This is a genomic window from Paenibacillus sp. 05T425, from assembly GCF_056396205.1.
Genome location: NZ_JBFTLA010000008.1, coordinates 325556 through 342318 on the forward strand (window position 1 = coordinate 325556; position 16763 = coordinate 342318).

Below are 16763 nucleotides of genomic sequence, written 5' to 3' on the forward strand. Positions count from 1 at the left end.
CATTCACAGCCTATCCGATGTACTTATGGAGATTATTCAGCAGATTGTAAGTGAAGTCGACGACCGTATTCAGTATCCATGGGCCAAAAATGATGATGGCTATAAAAACGGCTACAATTTTGGGCACAAATGCAAGCGTCTGTTCCTGAATCTGAGTTGTCGCTTGAAATATACTGACGATTAGGCCAACGACTAAAGCAAGAATGAGCATTGGCGCGCTGGCTTTCAACACCGTAAAGACGGCTTGTCCGGCTAGTCCGATAATGAAGTCAGCACTCATGTTCTTCTGGTCCTCCCTGCCTTTGTCATGTGTTGAAGCTTAACAGCAATGATTTGACTATTAAATACCAGCCGTCGACTAGAACGAACAATAGCAGTTTAAAGGGCAATGAAATCATAATCGGCGGTAGCATCATCATCCCCATCGCCATCAGCGTGCTTGAAACGATCATGTCGATGACTAGAAACGGTATGAATATCATGAAACCCATCTGGAACGCTGTCTTGAGCTCGCTTATCGCATAGGCTGGAACGAGAACGGTAATCGGAATATCCTTAAACGTTTCCGGCTTCTCAGCCTTCGTATAATTCATAAACAGCTGCAGGTCCTTCTCCCTCGTATGTTTGAACATAAACTCTTTCATAGGAATGGAAGCCTGCTCAAACGCTTCGGTTTGTGAAATTTCGCCTTTCATATACGGCTGCAATGCTACCTCATTCACTTGAGAGAACGTCGGTGCCATTATAAAGAAGGTTAGAAACATAGCAAGTCCGATAAGCACTTGGTTCGGCGGCATCATCTGCGTGCCGAGCGACGTTCTGACGAAACTGAGCACGATGACAATACGCGTGAAACTTGTCATCAACACCATAATAGCCGGAGCGATACTAAGAACCGTAATGAGCAGCAAAATGGATAATGCGCTCGTTGCCGGCTCCCCTGAACTGCTGTCTCCGATATTAATGGAGATGTCCGGTATAGGCTCAGCGAATGCTGGCGTGTAGAACAGCATAGCAAGCAGTTGTACAGCTACTATGGATATCCACCATTTATTTCTCATCGTCGATCAACCGTTCATTTGATTTAGTATCGTTAAGCAATGACTCTAGTTGTTGCTTGCGGTCCGACTGCTGAGTAAGCTTGCTTTGGAGCATGCTTTGGAATGATGTTGAACGATTCCATTGCTCATTGTCAGGTTGTTTATCTTTGTCCGTGTTAGATCCGCGCAGCTTGCTTGTGAACTGCTTCAAGGCGTTCTGAGGCCACAATTGCTCAGGCTGACGTTCTAACGACTCAATAATCGCTTTAATTTCCTCTGGATCGACAATCTTGTCCAGCAGCGTAATATTTTCGCCTATTCCGACAACATAGATGCGTCCGGCAATTTCAACGACTTGCATCGAATTGTTCTGTCCTAGCGCAATGCCGCCAAGCGAGCGCATCGAGCGATTCGTTCCCCATGACCGATTGCGCTGGGACAGCCATTTGATTACAAATACGATTAGTACGATAACAATGGCCAGCGACACAATTACCCATACGAAGCTGCCCGCAAGACTGTCCGATCCCGTGAAGACCATCTGCTCATCATTAGTCGCATTGTCAACCGTTTCTTGCGCCGCCGAAGCGAGCCCTGGCATTAGCGCCGTCCCAAGCGCAGATGCGATCGAGACGCGCGAGATTAAGTTAGCCATGGCGTTACCTTTATCCGAGCGTCTTCTTGATCGCTTCGATAACGCGGTCCGCTTGGAATGGCTTCACGATAAAGTCTTTAGCGCCTGCTTGAATCGCATCGATAACCATCGCTTGTTGACCCATAGCGGAACACATAATAACTTTAGCGTTGCCATCCAGCTTCTTGATTTCTTTCAATGCGGAGATGCCGTCCATCTCAGGCATCGTAATGTCCATTGTAGTCAGGTCAGGCTTCAATTCCTTATACTTCTCAACCGCCTGCGCGCCGTCTGGTGCTTCGCCGACGACTTCGTAGCCGTTCTTCGATAAAATGTCGCGAATCATCATTCGCATAAAAGCTGCGTCGTCTACGATAAGAATGCGGTTTGCCATCTTTTTCTTCCTCCCAGGATGTTACTGTAATTTTTGAATGCGGTCCCATTGGCTTACGATATCCGTTACGCGGACGCCAAAGTTTTCGTCAATGACGACAACCTCGCCTTTGGCGATCAGTTTGTTATTCACGAGGATGTCGACCGGCTCGCCCGCCAGCTTGTCCAGCTCGATAATGGAGCCTTGCGACAACTCAAGAATATCCTTAATTTGCTTTTGGGTTCTTCCTAATTCTACAGTGACCTTAAGCGGTATGTCGAGAAGTAAATTGAGGTTTGTCGAATCAGGTTGAACGAACGCACCTCCGCCAAAATTAGCAAATTGAACAGGTTGTACATTGACATTGCGATTTGCTGCTTGATGTCCATATGTATGCGGTCCAGGGGGCTGCATTGGCATATCATATCCAGCTGCCGGCGCCCCATAAGGCATGCCTGGTTGCGTCTGTGGAGGCATCGCATACATCTGAGCTGCCGCAACTTCCTGATAAGCTGCCGTTTGCTCGACTGCCGCCGGTGAAGCCGCAGCAGGTGCTTGCGCAGGCGCTGGCGCTGGTGATGGTGCTGGCGTCGGAGCTGGAGCAACCTCATCATCGAAGCTGCCGCCCATAAGCGTAGAAACCATCTGCTTAGCGAACGATACCGGCAACAGTTGCATGATCGTCGAATCGATAAGCTCACCAATCGTTAAGCGGAACGAGATTTTGATAAATACGTCGACAGGAGGCAAATGTCCTAAACCGTCACCATTGTTCACATCCAGAATGTCGATGCCTGGAGGCGATATGTTGACGAAGCGGTTAAAGATCGTTGACATCGAAGTCGCAGACGAGCCCATCATTTGATTCATCGCTTCTTGTACGGCGCTTATATGAATCTCATTAAGCTCCTCGATCGATACTTCGCCTTCGCCGCCTAACATTAAGTCGGCAATGACTTGCGCATCCTTCGTCTTAATGACTAGGGAGTTGATCCCTTGGAAGCCATCTACATATTGCACGCTTACGGCCACATGCGGCTTCGGAAAGATATCTCCAAGTTCATCGCGTCTAACCAATGTAACTTGAGGTGTCGTAATATCGACTTTTTTGCCTAGGAGCGTAGATAGAGCTGTTGCCGCGCTTCCGAACGTAATGTTACCGATCTCGCCAAGCGCATCCTGTTCCAAGGACGACAGGAAATCTTCCAATAGTTCGGCTTGTTCGGTCGACTGCGCTGATTCAGGCTCATTAGAGGATTGACGAAGCAATGCATCGATTTCCTCTTGCGATAAATAGTCTTTACTCGTCATATTCTTCTTCCACTCCTTCGCTGAGAACCTCGTCCACCTGTATCGCAATCCGATCCTTAACCGAACCCGGACTGCCGATGAACTTAAGCTTATCTCCAACTTTTATTTTGAGTCCATCCTCAATCGGCTTATTTAATGTAATAACGTCACCGATATTCAAACCTAGAAATTCGCTAATCGATATCGAAGATTCGCCAAGTTCTGCAACGATCGGAAGCTTCGCCCTATGTACCCGTTGTTCAAGTATTTCGTATTCCTCTGGGGCGCGCGCTTTCTTCTGCGATACAAACCAGTGGTGGACGGACAGTCTTTGCATAATCGGTTCGATGACGACATGAGGAATACAAAGATTGATCATTCCCGTTGTATCGCCGATCTTCGTGCTGAAAGAGATGAGTGCGATCGTCTCATTCGGCGAGACAATCTGCATGAACTGCGGATTTGTCTCTAAGGCTTCCATGCTCGGCGAAATATCAATGATTGTTCTCCAAGCTTCCTGCAAGCTTTCTAATGTCTTGCTGAAGATTTTTTCCATAATCATTGTTTCGATTTCAGTCAAGTTGTTGATCTTGGAAGGCGCCGAGCCTTGGCCGCCTAACATTCTGTCGAGCATAGCGTAGGCAACATTGGGATGAACCTCAAGCACCATCCGCCCTTCCAGCGGCTCCGCTTCAAATATGTTCAGAATCGTCATTTTCGGTATGGATCGAATAAATTCGTCATACGGCAATTGGTCTACGTGAACGACGTTAATTTGAACAAAAGTGCGAAGTTGCGCTGAGAAATAGGTTGTCAAATATCGCGCGAAGTTTTCGTGTATGCGAGTCAAACTCCGAATATGATCCTTCGAAAAACGAGTGGCGCGCTTGAAGTTGTAAACACTGACTTTTCGTGACGTATCTTCCTTCTTTAAATCCTCTGCATCCATTTCCCCTGAGGACAAGGCAGCGAGCAGCGCATCTATTTCGTTCTGCGATAAAACATCAACCAATTTTCTCACCTCCTTCGAGGAATGTCGGCCTTAACCTTTAAATTTCTGCGATTGTAAAGTTGGTAATCTCGACCTTAACAAGCTTGCCTTTGACGAGAATAGGATTAATCAAGTTAAGAAGCTTCGATTCCAGCGCGTCTTCGCCCTTCGAGCCGCTCAGCTCTTCCGCCGTCATATCCGCAACCGCGCGGTTAATAATCGGACGCACTTCAATTTCCATGATCTTGTCAAAATCTTCTTTCGCCTTTTTGCTATCCAGTTGGAAAGCAAAGCTTAGTATGACCACATATTCTGGGTCGAGCAGATTCCGTCGGAAATCTTTCAGTTCGGAAGTAACCTCTACGCGCTCAGTGGCGGACAAAACTTTCACTTCCACTGGCTTGTTGGCAGCCTCCGCATCTGTATCAGTCAAAAATGATTTGAACAGAATTACAGCTACGATGGCGATAAGCGTAATGGACAGCAAAATCGTAATCAACCATGGCATCATCTTTTTCATGTCGAAGGACCCTCMGTTTGTTCACTCTTCTGAGCCGTCGCAATGAGGCCGATCGTCCGAAGAAATTGCTGATTAAGCAGTATCAGGTCAGATGACTTTTCTTTTACGACCATCTTCTTGCCAGTCGTAAGCGTGATAACTGTATCAGCCGACTCCTCGATCACTTCAATTAAGAGCGCATTAATTATAACTTTTGTGCCGTTCAAACGCGTTACGGTAATCATCAGTTACCCCCTCACACCTAGGGGAGACGCCTTACGCCGCCTCCCGCCGGTTAAGACTTAAATTATCGTTTTAAGTTAACAACCTCTTGCAAAATCTCGTCGGATGTCGTAATGATTCGCGAGTTGGCTTGGAAGCCGCGTTGCGCAACGATCATTTCTGTGAACTCAGCAGTTAAGTCCACGTTCGACATTTCAAGCTGACCTGCAATGATCGAGCCTGTTCCAAACTCAGGATCGCCTGCGAATGTCAGATAGTCTTCAATGGAAGCCTCCGGATTCGCATTTGCCGTCATCCGGTACATATTGCCGCCAAGCTTCTCAAGTCCGCTAGGATTGATGACTTTAGCTACAGCGATTTGCGGTCCAGGAACCGTACCGTCAGCCGTAACCGTCATAACCGTTCCGTCTTGACCAATGGAGAATGCCGTTACCTCCGGATCAAGGACGATTGGCTCTTGGTCCACGGAAAGTACGAAGTAACCGTCAGCCGTTACGAGCTGTCTGTTCGCGTCCAGTGTGAAGTTGCCTGCCCGAGTCAGCAGCATTTCAGCGTCGTCGTTAGCTCTAACCACGAAGAAACCGTCACCGTCGATACGCAAGTCTGTCGGCTGGTTCGTCGTCATTGCGCTGCCTGCCGTATGAACGGTATCGATCGAACCGATCGATACGCCGAGGCCAATCTGCTTCGCGTTGACGCCGCCGCGGACGCCTTCCTCTGGTGCTGTAACGCCAGCAACCGTTTGGCTCAAAATATCTTTGAACATGACGCGACCTGCTTTGAAGCCGACTGTGTTCACGTTCGCGATATTATTACCGATTACATCGAGCTTTGTTTGGAAACCGCGCATACCGGATACGCCGGAGTACATCGATCTTAGCATTGTTCGTTATTCCTCCTAAAAGTTTTTTCTGGTTCGATAGCTAGCTGCTGCAAGCCGCTTCAATCGGTCGGCGGCTCGAGGCCTCCTATTAGGTCCAGCCTTATTGAATAATTACAGCGCTATCGATCTGAGTAAATACGTTGCTCTGCATCTGACCGCCGTCCAGTGCTGTTACGACTGTGCGACTTGGAACGTTGACGATCATCGCAATGTCTCGGAAAACGATCAAAGAATCTTTCGCACCTTTGGACGCTGCATCTTCGACGGCATTCATAATCTTCGTTAATGATTCGGGTTGAAGCTTAATGCCGCGCTGCTGCATGCGCAATTCCGCATGATGGCTGAACTTAAGCACCTTCGCATCGAGCATGTCGCGGAATTCCGTTGATTGCGATCCGCGTGATGCCGCAGTTTTGCTTGGGACAAGCGGAGTGCTCTTGACCGGAAACAAATGGCCGATCTTCATCGCGTCACTCATTATGCTTCAGCCTCCTCGCTAGAATCCGAGGCGCTCGTTTCTTTAATGCCAAGCACGTAATCTAATGCGACCGACTTTTCACCCGCGGTTGCGTACAAAATGCCATCTTTCGAGACGATCGAATCCACGACGCCGCTAACAGGAATAATCGTTCCTGCTTCGTCATACTCGTTCCATTCGATCGTTTTGCCGATTAGACTAGAAGCGGAACCGATGCTTTGACGAAGCTTGGACACTTCAGCTGCCATGTTCACCATCTGCTCAACCGATGTGAATTGAGCCATTTGAGCGATGAAATCTTTGTCTTGCATAGGCTGCATCGGGTCTTGATTGCGAAGCTGAGTAACTAGGATACTTAGAAACTGATCTTTGCCTAACGTATCCGTCTTCTTCTCAGCCGCTTTCTGAACATTATCTGTACTGTAATTGGGCCAAACTACTTTGGAGGAAACGCTGTCTGCCATTTCTAATCACCTCCGTTTCTTCTCATTGTCGCCGCTATGCGCTACGCCTTCACATTAATTGCTCTGCCGTATCCAAGTCCTTGAATCGTTACCTGCTCAACGATCTCGTTCTCGAAAGCCGCATCTGCTGATCCATCGCCGTTACCTTTCGAGGATTGTCGGTTGCCAGATGCCTGTTGCCCATTTCCTTGGCTGTTATGTTGACCGAACAACTGCGAGGATGCTCCGCCTTGGGATACTTCCAGCTTATCGACAACTAATCCTTGCGCTTGCAGCGCCGTTCTTAATTGGGCTAACTGGTTGTCCAGCATATCTTTTGCTAATGCCGTATCTGTATGGAAGATTGCTGTCAGCTGTCCGTTTTGCATCGAGATACGAACGTCTACTTGCCCCATATGTTCAGGGAATAAAAGCAGCTTCGCCTCCGATACGCCGTCTGCCGATGTAACGTCGAACTTTTGAACGACAAGTCCAGTCATCGTTTCGGCGAATTCTTCGGCAACTACATACTGGACAGGCGCATTCTTCGCAATAAGCGGAGCTGCATGTTTCGCTTGCTCAGCATTTGCTGTCGTCACAGGCGCAAACGGTGTTTGTTCGGCTGCTGCTTGTTGTCCTGCTTCTGAATCAACCGTATTCTCAGAAGATTGCGCAGCTGCTGCAGCAACATAAGAAGGATGCAACGCTTGTTGAGATAATCGTTGCAGTAGCGTGCTCGTTTCTGACTTCGGTGAAGATACAGCCGTAAACAATGAATTCGAAGCCGAATCCGACTTCGTTTCCTGCTTGATTTGAGAATCCGAATCGTCCTGAAGCAACGCTGCCAATGCTTGAAGCTGTTGACTAACTAACGTCGTTGGCTCTTGCTGATTAACACGCTTCAGATCACCTTGCGACATGAGAGCTTGCAACTGCAATAACGCATCTTGCAGGTTGTTCTTGATCATAGCTGCATTCGTGTTAATGCCTAAGTCCGCTGATTCTTCATTGTTCGCTTGCAAGTTTACTGCAGGTTGATTCACCATTACGATCGGTGCGCCTAACATCGCGAGCAATGCGTTTAATTGATCTAACGCCGACTCAAGCTCCGTCAAGTTGTCCTCAAGTTCAACAGCAGGCTCGATGTTCCCATCCTCATCTTTCAGCTTCTCTAGCAAGCCGTCAATCAATGACATCAGATCCGATAGAAGCGTTAAGCTGTCTACATTCTCATTGCCTGCTGTCACTGGCTGTGTTCCGCCAACAAGCTGAACGATTGGTTTGGCTGATCCAGCAGCTTGCGATGCGTTGCCTCCGATTTGTTGAACGAGCGCTTTCTGAAAGCTGCCACTGGCACTTGAGCCTCCAGCAGCATTCGTTGCGCTTGAAGTTTGATTCTGACCTGCCGATGTTCCTGCCTGCGATTGAACGTTCACTGCCTGCGGAATAGCCATTTCCATTTTTCTCACCTCCTCTCCATGATAGGATCTAAAAGGATGCTGTGAAAAATCAGTTACCGCTCATGAGCTTCGTTACTAGCTGTGCCGTTGTCGACTCATTTATGGCTGACATTTCCGCTAATATTGCCGAACGTGTCGTATTATCTACAAGATTCAATATCCGAAGTGCTTTACTAGGACTGACATCAACCATCTTAATTAACAATTCGGCTGCGCTTTTCGCATTCATCGAAGTAAATGTTGCGCTTAGCTGTTCCTCGTCTAGCATGGAGGAGGCCGGCTTCGTCGTCTTCGACTTCAGCTCATCCACTTGCGATTGAAGTGCAGCGATCTGCAAATCTTTCGCCGTACCAACATCCTTCAGCTTGATTGCTGCATCAGCAGCCGTCTGAGGGTTCATCTTCTCCATAATCCGAACGCGATCGTCAGGACGCATGGAGCTAAAGATAAGCACCATCTCTTCAAGCGTCATGCTCTGCATGATTGGCGCTGCTTTACTCGGGGAAATGGTCGAGAACATGTTCGACAGCTCAAGCACTTTCGCCTGATACTGTTCATCCTCTACGAGCTGTTCCTCGTTCGAGCGTTTCAACTGAGCAATCTCGCCTTCAAGATCTTTGATCTGCTGCTCTTGCGCGGTCTTGGACTCTACGGCAGTCGCCAGTTCCTGTTCCTTCGTTGTAAGCTCAGCTTGCAGATCAGCGATCTTCTTGGACATATTGTCCGTCTTCAACTGTTCATCGTCTGAAGCAGCCCCTGCTTCAGCTTTCGGTTCCGGAAGTACTTCTTTAAGGAAAGGAACCGAATTACCGACTTCCAGCGCTTTATTCCGTATATCACTGTTAAACAGGATTAGCAGTACAACCAGCATGACAATTGCGAATAGAATCGGTGTCGTAAAAAACATGAACCGTTCGATCGCGCTATAACTTTGCTTCTCTGCATCCGCACCCGCCAAATCATTCACTCCCTCTAGCCAGCGTCACAGATCACGTTACGGGGTTGATATCATGAAACGGACGGTTGCCATCTCATCCAGCTCGTTCTGCTCCTTCACCTGCAGGGCGCTGCGAAACCGGTCAAAAGCGTGATCCTTGGCTTTTAGCCATACTTTCTCGTCTTTCATCTTCTCCGTAAGCAATCCTCTTCGATGCTCAACCTTTTTCTTCGCTTGGAGAACATCCGCCATCTTGTTTTGGATACAAGTGACCAAGTGATCCAAGTACTGTTGCATGACCTGAAGCTCCATTAAGGAAACCGCKGTCTGAGAAGCTTCGATCAGCTTAATCTCCCATTCCCGCTTGGACATGTGCAGTTGCTCAAGCGACTGCTCTTCCACAGCAAGCGCGCCAACCGCTGCGGACAAAATCCATTCCGCTTGCGTCTTCTCGCTAGACTTTAAATCAACGATCTTCTGGAACGAATAACGAAATGCCGCCACTTAGCAGATCAGCTCCTATAGAAATCAGTAATTAATCGTTGCTGGGCTTCCTCTAGGGTTACCTTCTCATTCGTTTTTTGCCTTGTGTAGCTTTGGATTTCATCCATGTATTGGATGGCCCTATCAATTTCTTCATTTGTTCCTCGCTGATACGCCCCAATATTGATCAGGTCTTCCGAATCTTTATATACAGCAAGGTATTTTTTTAGCACATTCGCCGCGTCTTGCTGCTCTTCCGTTACAATTTCTTTCATGACACGACTGACGGAAGCCAATATATCAATTGCCGGAAAATGTCCCTTATGAGCAAGCGCCCTGCTAAGTACGATATGGCCATCCAGAATACCGCGCACTGCGTCGGCTATCGGTTCGTTCATATCGTCACCGTCTACTAGAACGGTATAGAAGGCAGTGATCGAGCCTGTCGGACCAGTGCCCGCTCTCTCTAGCAGCTTAGGCAACGCAGCAAATACGGATGGCGTATACCCTCTTGTCGCTGGCGGTTCGCCGATGGCTAGTCCAACTTCACGAAGCGCCATCGCATATCGTGTAACGGAATCCATCATAAGCATCACGTTTAGTCCGCGATCACGGAAATATTCTGCGATGGAAGTAGCGATTAACGCGCCCTTCATCCGAATAAGTGCCGGCTGATCGGACGTAGCTACGATGACAACCGAGCGTGCTAAGCCTTCTGGACCAAGATCCTTCTCAATAAATTCGAGAACCTCGCGGCCACGTTCACCGATCAGGGCGATGACGTTCACATCAGCCGATGTGTTGCGGGCGATCATACCGAGCAGCGTACTCTTGCCTACGCCAGAGCCTGCGAAAATGCCGACCCTTTGGCCGTTGCCTACGGTAAGCAAACCATCAATCGCGCGTACGCCAATGCCCAGCGGGTGTTCAACCCGAGGACGCATAAGCGGATTGCTTGGCTCGTTATGAGTCGAGTATTGTTGCATACGGCTTGGGAGAAACGATCCATCGAGCGGATTTCCTAAACCGTCAAGCACTTTGCCTAGCAATTCGGATCCGACTTGAACCGTTAATGGCTTGCCCGTTCCAACGACATCGCAACCAGCGCTAATCGAATGAAGATCGCCTAGCGGCATAAGAATAACTTTGTTATCCCGGAAACCGACAACCTCCGCTTTGAGAGGCTTCGCCCCTTTGGACGGATAAATGTAGCAAACGTCGCCGATACTTGCATCCGGACCTTCTGATTCAACAGTAAGCCCGATTACCTGGGTAACTTTTCCGTTGACCCTGATCGGATCGAGCGGTTGCAAATGTTCGATATACTTGAGAACGTCAAGCTTAATCGTTTCCATGCGTATGGCCTCGCTCTTCGTTGCTGTGATGCGCAAGCTGTATTAACTCTTTTTTGATCTCGGCTAGCTGCGTATCGATTCGAGCATCGATGCTGCCGTAAGCCGAACGGATCACGCATCCAAAATCTTTAACGGTAGAATCCGGCAAAATCTGGAGCTCGGCTTGCGAATCGATTKAATAATGCAGTTCTTCCCTTGCTGCTTGTACGAAAGCAAGCTGTCCAGGGGACACACATAACGTAATGACGCCTAGCTCTCTGCGTCTCGATAACGATTTGCGAATGAGCTCAATTGCCATTTCCGGTGCAGCCGACAATTGCATTCCGATAATTTTCTCTGCAATCGCGCAGCTTAATTCAACAAGGAACGGTTCAGCTTCCTGAATGATCTGCTCTCTCATATCATAAGAGCCTTTCAGAATAGCAGATGCCTCTTCGAGCTTATGTTCCCAATGTTCACGAAGCTCTGCCTCGGCTTGTTCTGCGCCTTCCGAGTAACCTTGTGCGTAGCCTTGTTGTCTAGACGCTTCCGATGTCGCTTCATCTTCGGAACGCTTGAGAAGCCACCAGGTTTCAATCTGCTGTTCGGTCTCCTGAAGTAATTGCTCACTTTGCTGCGAAGCTTCGCGCAGTCGGTCTTCGGCGAAAGTTTGCGCATCCGACAGAATTTGATCTCGAAGCGTTATTAACTCCTCGTCGGGTACCGGTTCGCTGCTTTGATGTTCTTCCGTCTCAGGCACTTCTGGAGCATATGGATTCATCCATTGCAGATGCTTTAATTGTTCTACCGAAATGACGCTCGAAGATTTTATCAAATTAGACAATGATATCGTCTCCTCCGCCGCGCGAGATAATGATCTCGCCCGATTCTTCTAGCCTGCGAATCGTTGCAACGATACGAGTCTGAGCTTCTTCGACGTCGCGAAGCCTTACAGGACCCATGAACTCCATTTCTTCTTTGAATGTCTCGGCCATACGCTTGGACATATTGCGGAAGATAACTTCGCGAACTTCTTCGCTCGCCACCTTGAGCGCCAATTGAAGATCGGTGCTCTCGATATCGCGAATGATACGCTGAATCGAACGGTTGTCGATATTGACGATATCTTCGAATACGAACATGCGTTTCTTGATTTCTTCAGCCAGTTCCGGATCTTGGATCTCCAGCGAATCGAGAATCGTACGTTCCGTTCCGCGGTCTACGCCGTTCAGAATCTGAACGATCGAATCGATACCGCCGGCATTTGTGTAGTCTTGAGTTACCGTTGAAGACAGCTTCTGTTCCAATACGCGTTCAACCTGCGAAATAACTTCAGGAGACGTACTGTCCATTAGAGCAATTCTTCTTGCTACATCAGCTTGCTTCTCTTGAGGCAAAGATGACAGAATATGTGACGATTGCTCGGATTGCAAATACGAAAGCACTAGTGCAATGGTCTGCGAGTTCTCGTTCTGAATAAAGTTTAATATTTGAGTAGGCTCGGCTTTACGAGCAAAGTCGAATGGTCTAACTTGAAGCGTTGCCGTCAAGCGATTGATAACATCAAGCGCCTTCTGTTCGCCAAGCGCCTTTTCCAAAATATCTTTCGCGTAGCCGATACCGCCTTGCGATATATATTCTTGAGCCAAACATATTTGATGAAATTCGCTAAGAATCGTTTCTCTGTCTATACTGTCTACCTTCCGAACATTCGCAATTTCAAGCGTCAGCTGCTCGATTTCCTCATCGCGCAAGTGCTTGAATATTTGAGCCGATACTTCGGGACCGAGCGTAATGAGCAGGATGGCCGCTTTCTGCCGGCCTGACAAACCTTGCATCGCTTTGGACAATTAAAGCACCTCTATTCATCCACTAGCCAAGTACGAAGAAGGTTGACGAATTCATCCGGCTTCCGTTTGGCAAGTGTTTCAAGATTTTTACGGGCTTGACTGTCACCATTGACACTATCAAAATCAAGCGTTGGATATTCCACTTTAGGAGGCGAAGCCATATCAATTTCTTCAACAACACTTTGTTTGCGTCTGCGAACGAGCATTACGATAAGACCGCCGATTAATGCAAGTGCCGCAGCACCGATTCCAATAGCCCAGCCGAGTGATAATCCGCTTGATTGGCTCGCAGAAGCACCTTCTGCAAAAGTTTGTGCGATTACCGAAACCTTTTTGCCCATTAGTTCGTCATTAGTAACATCTTGACCCGAATCGGCTAGTTGTGCTCTTACAAGCGCCGTCAAATATGTTTTTACCGCTTGATTCGATTCGTCATTCAGTTTTCCTTGTTCGACGCCGATACTAATAGTAAGGTCCTTTACAAGAAACGGAGCGGACTCGATCTGATTTTTGATTCGATCAAATTCATAATTTGTCGCCTTAGAACTACTCTCCGAAGTACTTTCGCCAGAGCTCGCAGCATCATAGCCAGGAACATCGGTTTCACCTGTTCCCGTAACTCCGCCGGCTTGCGAAGAACCACCCGTAGACGAGCTGTTATTCGATTCTTCACTCAGAATAATTCCGTTGTTATTGTTGCCTTCAAGCGGTCTAACGAGATTTTCCTCCGAATATTTCTTATCGAAGTTCATCGTGCTCGCTACGCTAATGACAAGATTGTTCGATCCGACCATCGGACCTAGAAATTGTTGAATGTTCTTCTTTAATTCMGATTCGTATTTGCGCTGGATTTGGAACTGTTGTTCAACGACGTCCGTATTTCCGACAAGCGCGCCGTCAACTTCAGACGATGCGAGCTCGCCTTGCGGGCTCGATATTGTAATATCTTCCATAGCAAGGTTCGGAACAGCTGTTTTCACCAAGTTATAGTACCCATCGATTTCTTTTTGGCTTGGGCGATAACCTGACGCAAAGTTAAGCATGATGGACGCTGAAGCTTTCTTCGCTTCTTCAGCAGACAGAAACACGCTTTCCTCCGGCAAATTAATGAGCACGTTTGATGAATTCACACCTTGCATGCCGTTAAGCAACTGCTGTACTTCACCGTTTAATGCGTTCAAGTACTTCACATTGAATTCGTTGTCCGTTGTGCCGAAAGCGCTCGAGCTAGCGTTGAACGCTTCGAAACCGATCGAACCATTTTGAACAAGTCCTTGTGAACCAACATCGACTTTAACTCTGGATGCCACCGCGCTTGGCACTGAAATGCTTTTGCCGTTCGCGCTAAGTTCGTAAGGAATCCCACTGCCATCCAAATGATTCATGATTGCCGCTGCATCGGTTGTATCCAAATTTTGAAAAGCAATCTCGTATTCCGTTCTAGTGAACACGATTGTTAACAAAATAATAGTTACTAACAACCCTCCAATGGATGCCCCCAACCATATTTTTTGTTTTCTGCCCATCTGGCCCCAAAACTGCGTAAGTCTGCCTCGATATTGGGCGATTCTCTCGTTCACATTGTCACCTCACCCAAATGCTATGCTAGGAACGTCCTCATGCTAAATTTGCATCCGCATCATTTCTTGGTATGCTTCGACTACTTTATTGCGGATTTGCGAGGTTAGCTGCAAACTAAGCTGCGCTTGTTCCGAAGCGATCAGGACTTTCGTCACATCCACCTGACCGACTAAATATTGATCGTTAAGCTTATGTACATTTTTTTCCTGCGCACTAACATTTTCAATCGCCGTTTTTAAGTATTCGCCGAACGATTGTGTCATCTCCGCCGGAGTCGCCTTGTCAAACGATTTAGTCTCGATTAGCTTCGTCGGTTGAATCTGGCTTAGCGACATCGGTTGTATCATCAGTACCCCTCCATTCTAGTTCAATTCACTCCATTGCTTACCTGCCAATTTCAAGCGCTTTGACAAACATGGCCTTCGAAGCGTTTATTGCTGTTATGTTTGCATCATAGTTACGAGTTGCCGCAATTAAATCGACCATTTCTTTCATCACGTCAACGTTTGGCATTTGTACATAACCGTTTTCGTCGGCGTCTGGATGCGTAGGATTATACACGAGTTTGGTCGGTGTCTGATCTTCTTTGATTTCGGTCACCTTCACGCCTTGTCCAACGGAGCTATTGCTGCCCATTTGTTGGGAAAGGACGCTGGAGAACGATTGCTTCACAGGCTCCATGACAACCATCTTGCGTTTGTACGGCTCGAACTTACCATTCACGAAATTTGCACGCGTCGTTTCAGCGTTTGCGATATTTGACGAAATAACGTCCATCCGCAACCGCTGTGCCGTTAATGCAGAAGCATTAATATCAAATCCTGTCGAAAGCTTCACTCTCTACCCTCTCCCTTCTATCGCAGTTCGCATCATGGAGACGTCATGGTTAATTTGTTGGATATAAAAATTGTAACTCAATTGGTTTTTCGCCAATAACGACATTTCACGTTCAATGTCGACATTGTTTTCACTGTTCGTCATAGAAGTCGTTTCATCGGTTACCACTTTTGCAGTTGGCACGTTAGAACCCCCGATACCAATCGGGATATGCCTGGAATCGGTCGTTCTGCCTGCAAAACGATTGAGACTATTGCCCCCCATCGATTGCTCCAGCAGTTCTTCAAAAAGTACCTCTGTCCTCTTGAAATGCGGCGTTTCAGCGTTGGCCACATTGTTTGAAATGACGCGATGCCTGAGCTCAGCCGCCTGTACGGCTCCCTCCATTCTTTGGAATGAAGCGCCATTCAACAAATTCATGCAGTTTCACCACTTTCATTGATGATCTTCTCTTAGTTATTCAACAGAATAATCTTCATTCCTGCTAAGTTCGACACATAAAAATGAAAAAAATGAGACGAGTGTGTCGATATTTGCCGACTTCATAATCTTCAACAATTCCCTAATTTATTACAATAAGAAAAAAGCCCTATCTTTGAATTCAGATAGGGCTGAAATGGTCTAAACGTCCCATTTCTAGTTTTTCATCTTTTGAAGTTCTTGTAAAAGCTGATGGTTTAATATTTTGATGTAGGTCCCTTTCATGCCTAACGATCTTGTCTCAATGACGCCCGCACTCTCGAGCTTGCGAAGCGCATTGACGATTACCGACCGCGTGATGCCGGCACGATCGGCAATTTTGGACGCTACGAGCAGCCCTTCCTTGCCATCAAGCTCTTCAAAGATATGTTCAACGGCCTCCAGCTCACTGAAGGACAACGAACCGACTGCCACGGATACAGCAGCCCGGCTGCGTACCTCTTGTTCGATCTCATCCGCACGCTCACGCAATATTTCCATTCCGACGATCGTCGATCCGTATTCCGCAAGCACTAGATCATCATCATCAAACGTGCCTGACTGTCGAGTCAGTACAAGCGTTCCTAGGCGATCTCCGCCTCCGATAATAGGTACTACGGTCATAATTTCTTGGTCGCCAAGCCGAGGAAACGTCTCATAAACGCCTTCATCCGGCTTCACGTTCGTCATGGATTCCTGCATATCGAGGAACCTGACGTTAGCGTCCTGCGGAAACCTGAGCTCATCAGACGACAAGGAACGCAGGAAATCGTGATCATACACATCAACCGCCGCGCTGCCGAGAATTTTCCCTTTGCGGCTCACAACGAATACATTTGTCTGAATCGTCGTGCACAGCACCTCGGCCATTTCTCTAAAGTTAAGCGCCTTGCCCGCAGCGCGCTGCAGCAAACGGTTCAAGGTTCTTGTCTTTGTAAGTAAAGTCAT

The 16763-nt window shown here is 47.7% G+C and carries 22 protein-coding genes; all 22 read right to left on the reverse strand.

Annotated features, from left to right (window positions below; all coding sequences use genetic code 11):
* Positions 1 to 10 precede the first annotated feature (10 nt).
* The 22 genes from fliQ to codY all read right to left on the reverse strand — a co-directional run bounded on the left by fliQ (position 11) and on the right by codY (position 16763).
* A complete protein-coding gene (fliQ, locus tag AC1DF0_RS20455) occupies positions 11 to 280 on the reverse strand; it encodes a flagellar biosynthesis protein FliQ (RefSeq protein WP_337098863.1) in 270 nt (89 codons plus the stop codon).
* 25 nt (positions 281 to 305) lie between these two features.
* Positions 306 to 1061: a flagellar type III secretion system pore protein FliP gene (gene fliP / locus AC1DF0_RS20460; protein ID WP_442053572.1), complete on the reverse strand. Its 756-nt coding sequence runs from the start codon at positions 1059 to 1061 to the stop codon at positions 306 to 308.
* Positions 1051 to 1695, reverse strand: coding sequence for a flagellar biosynthetic protein FliO (locus AC1DF0_RS20465; protein WP_477575127.1), 645 nt, complete (start codon positions 1693 to 1695; stop codon positions 1051 to 1053). The genes fliP and AC1DF0_RS20465 overlap by 11 nt, the downstream gene beginning before the upstream one ends.
* 10 nt (positions 1696 to 1705) lie before the next feature.
* Positions 1706 to 2068 carry a response regulator gene (locus AC1DF0_RS20470; protein ID WP_235233882.1) on the reverse strand — a complete coding sequence of 121 codons (363 nt, stop codon included), beginning with the start codon at positions 2066 to 2068 and terminating at the stop codon, positions 1706 to 1708.
* Positions 2069 to 2089: 21 nt separating this feature from the next.
* A complete protein-coding gene (gene fliY, locus AC1DF0_RS20475; RefSeq protein WP_442053155.1) occupies positions 2090 to 3358 on the reverse strand; it encodes a flagellar motor switch phosphatase FliY in 1269 nt (422 codons plus the stop codon).
* Complete coding sequence (gene fliM, locus AC1DF0_RS20480) at positions 3348 to 4349, reverse strand: flagellar motor switch protein FliM (protein WP_442053154.1); 1002 nt, start codon at positions 4347 to 4349, stop codon at positions 3348 to 3350. The genes fliY and fliM overlap by 11 nt, the downstream gene beginning before the upstream one ends.
* 37 nt (positions 4350 to 4386) lie before the next feature.
* Positions 4387 to 4848 (reverse strand): flagellar basal body-associated FliL family protein, encoded by a 462-nt coding sequence (locus AC1DF0_RS20485; protein WP_442053153.1) that lies wholly within the window; start codon positions 4846 to 4848, stop codon positions 4387 to 4389.
* Positions 4845 to 5072 carry a flagellar FlbD family protein gene (locus tag AC1DF0_RS20490; RefSeq protein ID WP_337098855.1) on the reverse strand — a complete coding sequence of 76 codons (228 nt, stop codon included), beginning with the start codon at positions 5070 to 5072 and terminating at the stop codon, positions 4845 to 4847. The genes AC1DF0_RS20485 and AC1DF0_RS20490 overlap by 4 nt, the downstream gene beginning before the upstream one ends.
* Positions 5073 to 5134: 62 nt before the next feature.
* Positions 5135 to 5953, reverse strand: a complete 819-nt coding sequence (gene flgG, locus AC1DF0_RS20495; RefSeq protein WP_442053151.1) for a flagellar basal body rod protein FlgG — start codon at positions 5951 to 5953, stop codon at positions 5135 to 5137.
* A 100-nt stretch (positions 5954 to 6053) separates the two neighbouring features.
* Positions 6054 to 6431, reverse strand: coding sequence for a TIGR02530 family flagellar biosynthesis protein (locus AC1DF0_RS20500; RefSeq protein ID WP_477575128.1), 378 nt, complete (start codon positions 6429 to 6431; stop codon positions 6054 to 6056).
* Positions 6431 to 6895: a flagellar hook capping FlgD N-terminal domain-containing protein gene (locus AC1DF0_RS20505; protein ID WP_337098852.1), complete on the reverse strand. Its 465-nt coding sequence runs from the start codon at positions 6893 to 6895 to the stop codon at positions 6431 to 6433. Before AC1DF0_RS20505 ends, AC1DF0_RS20500 begins: the two co-directional genes overlap by 1 nt.
* A 41-nt stretch (positions 6896 to 6936) precedes the next feature.
* Entirely contained in the window at positions 6937 to 8334 is a 1398-nt protein-coding gene (locus AC1DF0_RS20510; RefSeq protein WP_477575129.1) for a flagellar hook-length control protein FliK, read from the reverse strand.
* A gap of 49 nt (positions 8335 to 8383) precedes the next feature.
* Positions 8384 to 9292 (reverse strand): MotE family protein, encoded by a 909-nt coding sequence (locus AC1DF0_RS20515; protein WP_477575130.1) that lies wholly within the window; start codon positions 9290 to 9292, stop codon positions 8384 to 8386.
* Between the two features lie 36 nt (positions 9293 to 9328).
* The gene (fliJ, locus tag AC1DF0_RS20520; protein WP_475820542.1) at positions 9329 to 9775 is read right to left on the reverse strand and encodes a flagellar export protein FliJ; all 447 of its coding nucleotides are present in this window, start codon (positions 9773 to 9775) and stop codon (positions 9329 to 9331) included.
* Positions 9776 to 9783: 8 nt separating this feature from the next.
* The gene (gene fliI, locus AC1DF0_RS20525; protein ID WP_442053145.1) at positions 9784 to 11109 is read right to left on the reverse strand and encodes a flagellar protein export ATPase FliI; all 1326 of its coding nucleotides are present in this window, start codon (positions 11107 to 11109) and stop codon (positions 9784 to 9786) included.
* Positions 11096 to 11932: a FliH/SctL family protein gene (locus AC1DF0_RS20530; protein WP_477575131.1), complete on the reverse strand. Its 837-nt coding sequence runs from the start codon at positions 11930 to 11932 to the stop codon at positions 11096 to 11098. Before AC1DF0_RS20530 ends, fliI begins: the two co-directional genes overlap by 14 nt.
* Positions 11925 to 12926, reverse strand: coding sequence for a flagellar motor switch protein FliG (fliG, locus tag AC1DF0_RS20535; protein ID WP_442053156.1), 1002 nt, complete (start codon positions 12924 to 12926; stop codon positions 11925 to 11927). The genes AC1DF0_RS20530 and fliG overlap by 8 nt, the downstream gene beginning before the upstream one ends.
* 23 nt (positions 12927 to 12949) lie before the next feature.
* Positions 12950 to 14518 carry a flagellar basal-body MS-ring/collar protein FliF gene (gene fliF, locus AC1DF0_RS20540; protein WP_477575132.1) on the reverse strand — a complete coding sequence of 523 codons (1569 nt, stop codon included), beginning with the start codon at positions 14516 to 14518 and terminating at the stop codon, positions 12950 to 12952.
* Positions 14519 to 14560: 42 nt separating this feature from the next.
* Positions 14561 to 14866, reverse strand: a complete 306-nt coding sequence (gene fliE, locus AC1DF0_RS20545) for a flagellar hook-basal body complex protein FliE (protein ID WP_337098842.1) — start codon at positions 14864 to 14866, stop codon at positions 14561 to 14563.
* A gap of 37 nt (positions 14867 to 14903) precedes the next feature.
* Positions 14904 to 15356, reverse strand: coding sequence for a flagellar basal body rod protein FlgC (gene flgC / locus AC1DF0_RS20550; protein ID WP_442053141.1), 453 nt, complete (start codon positions 15354 to 15356; stop codon positions 14904 to 14906).
* Positions 15357 to 15359: 3 nt separating this feature from the next.
* Positions 15360 to 15776, reverse strand: a complete 417-nt coding sequence (flgB, locus tag AC1DF0_RS20555; RefSeq protein ID WP_477575133.1) for a flagellar basal body rod protein FlgB — start codon at positions 15774 to 15776, stop codon at positions 15360 to 15362.
* A 216-nt stretch (positions 15777 to 15992) separates the two neighbouring features.
* The gene (codY, locus tag AC1DF0_RS20560) at positions 15993 to 16763 is read right to left on the reverse strand and encodes a GTP-sensing pleiotropic transcriptional regulator CodY (RefSeq protein WP_442053543.1); all 771 of its coding nucleotides are present in this window, start codon (positions 16761 to 16763) and stop codon (positions 15993 to 15995) included.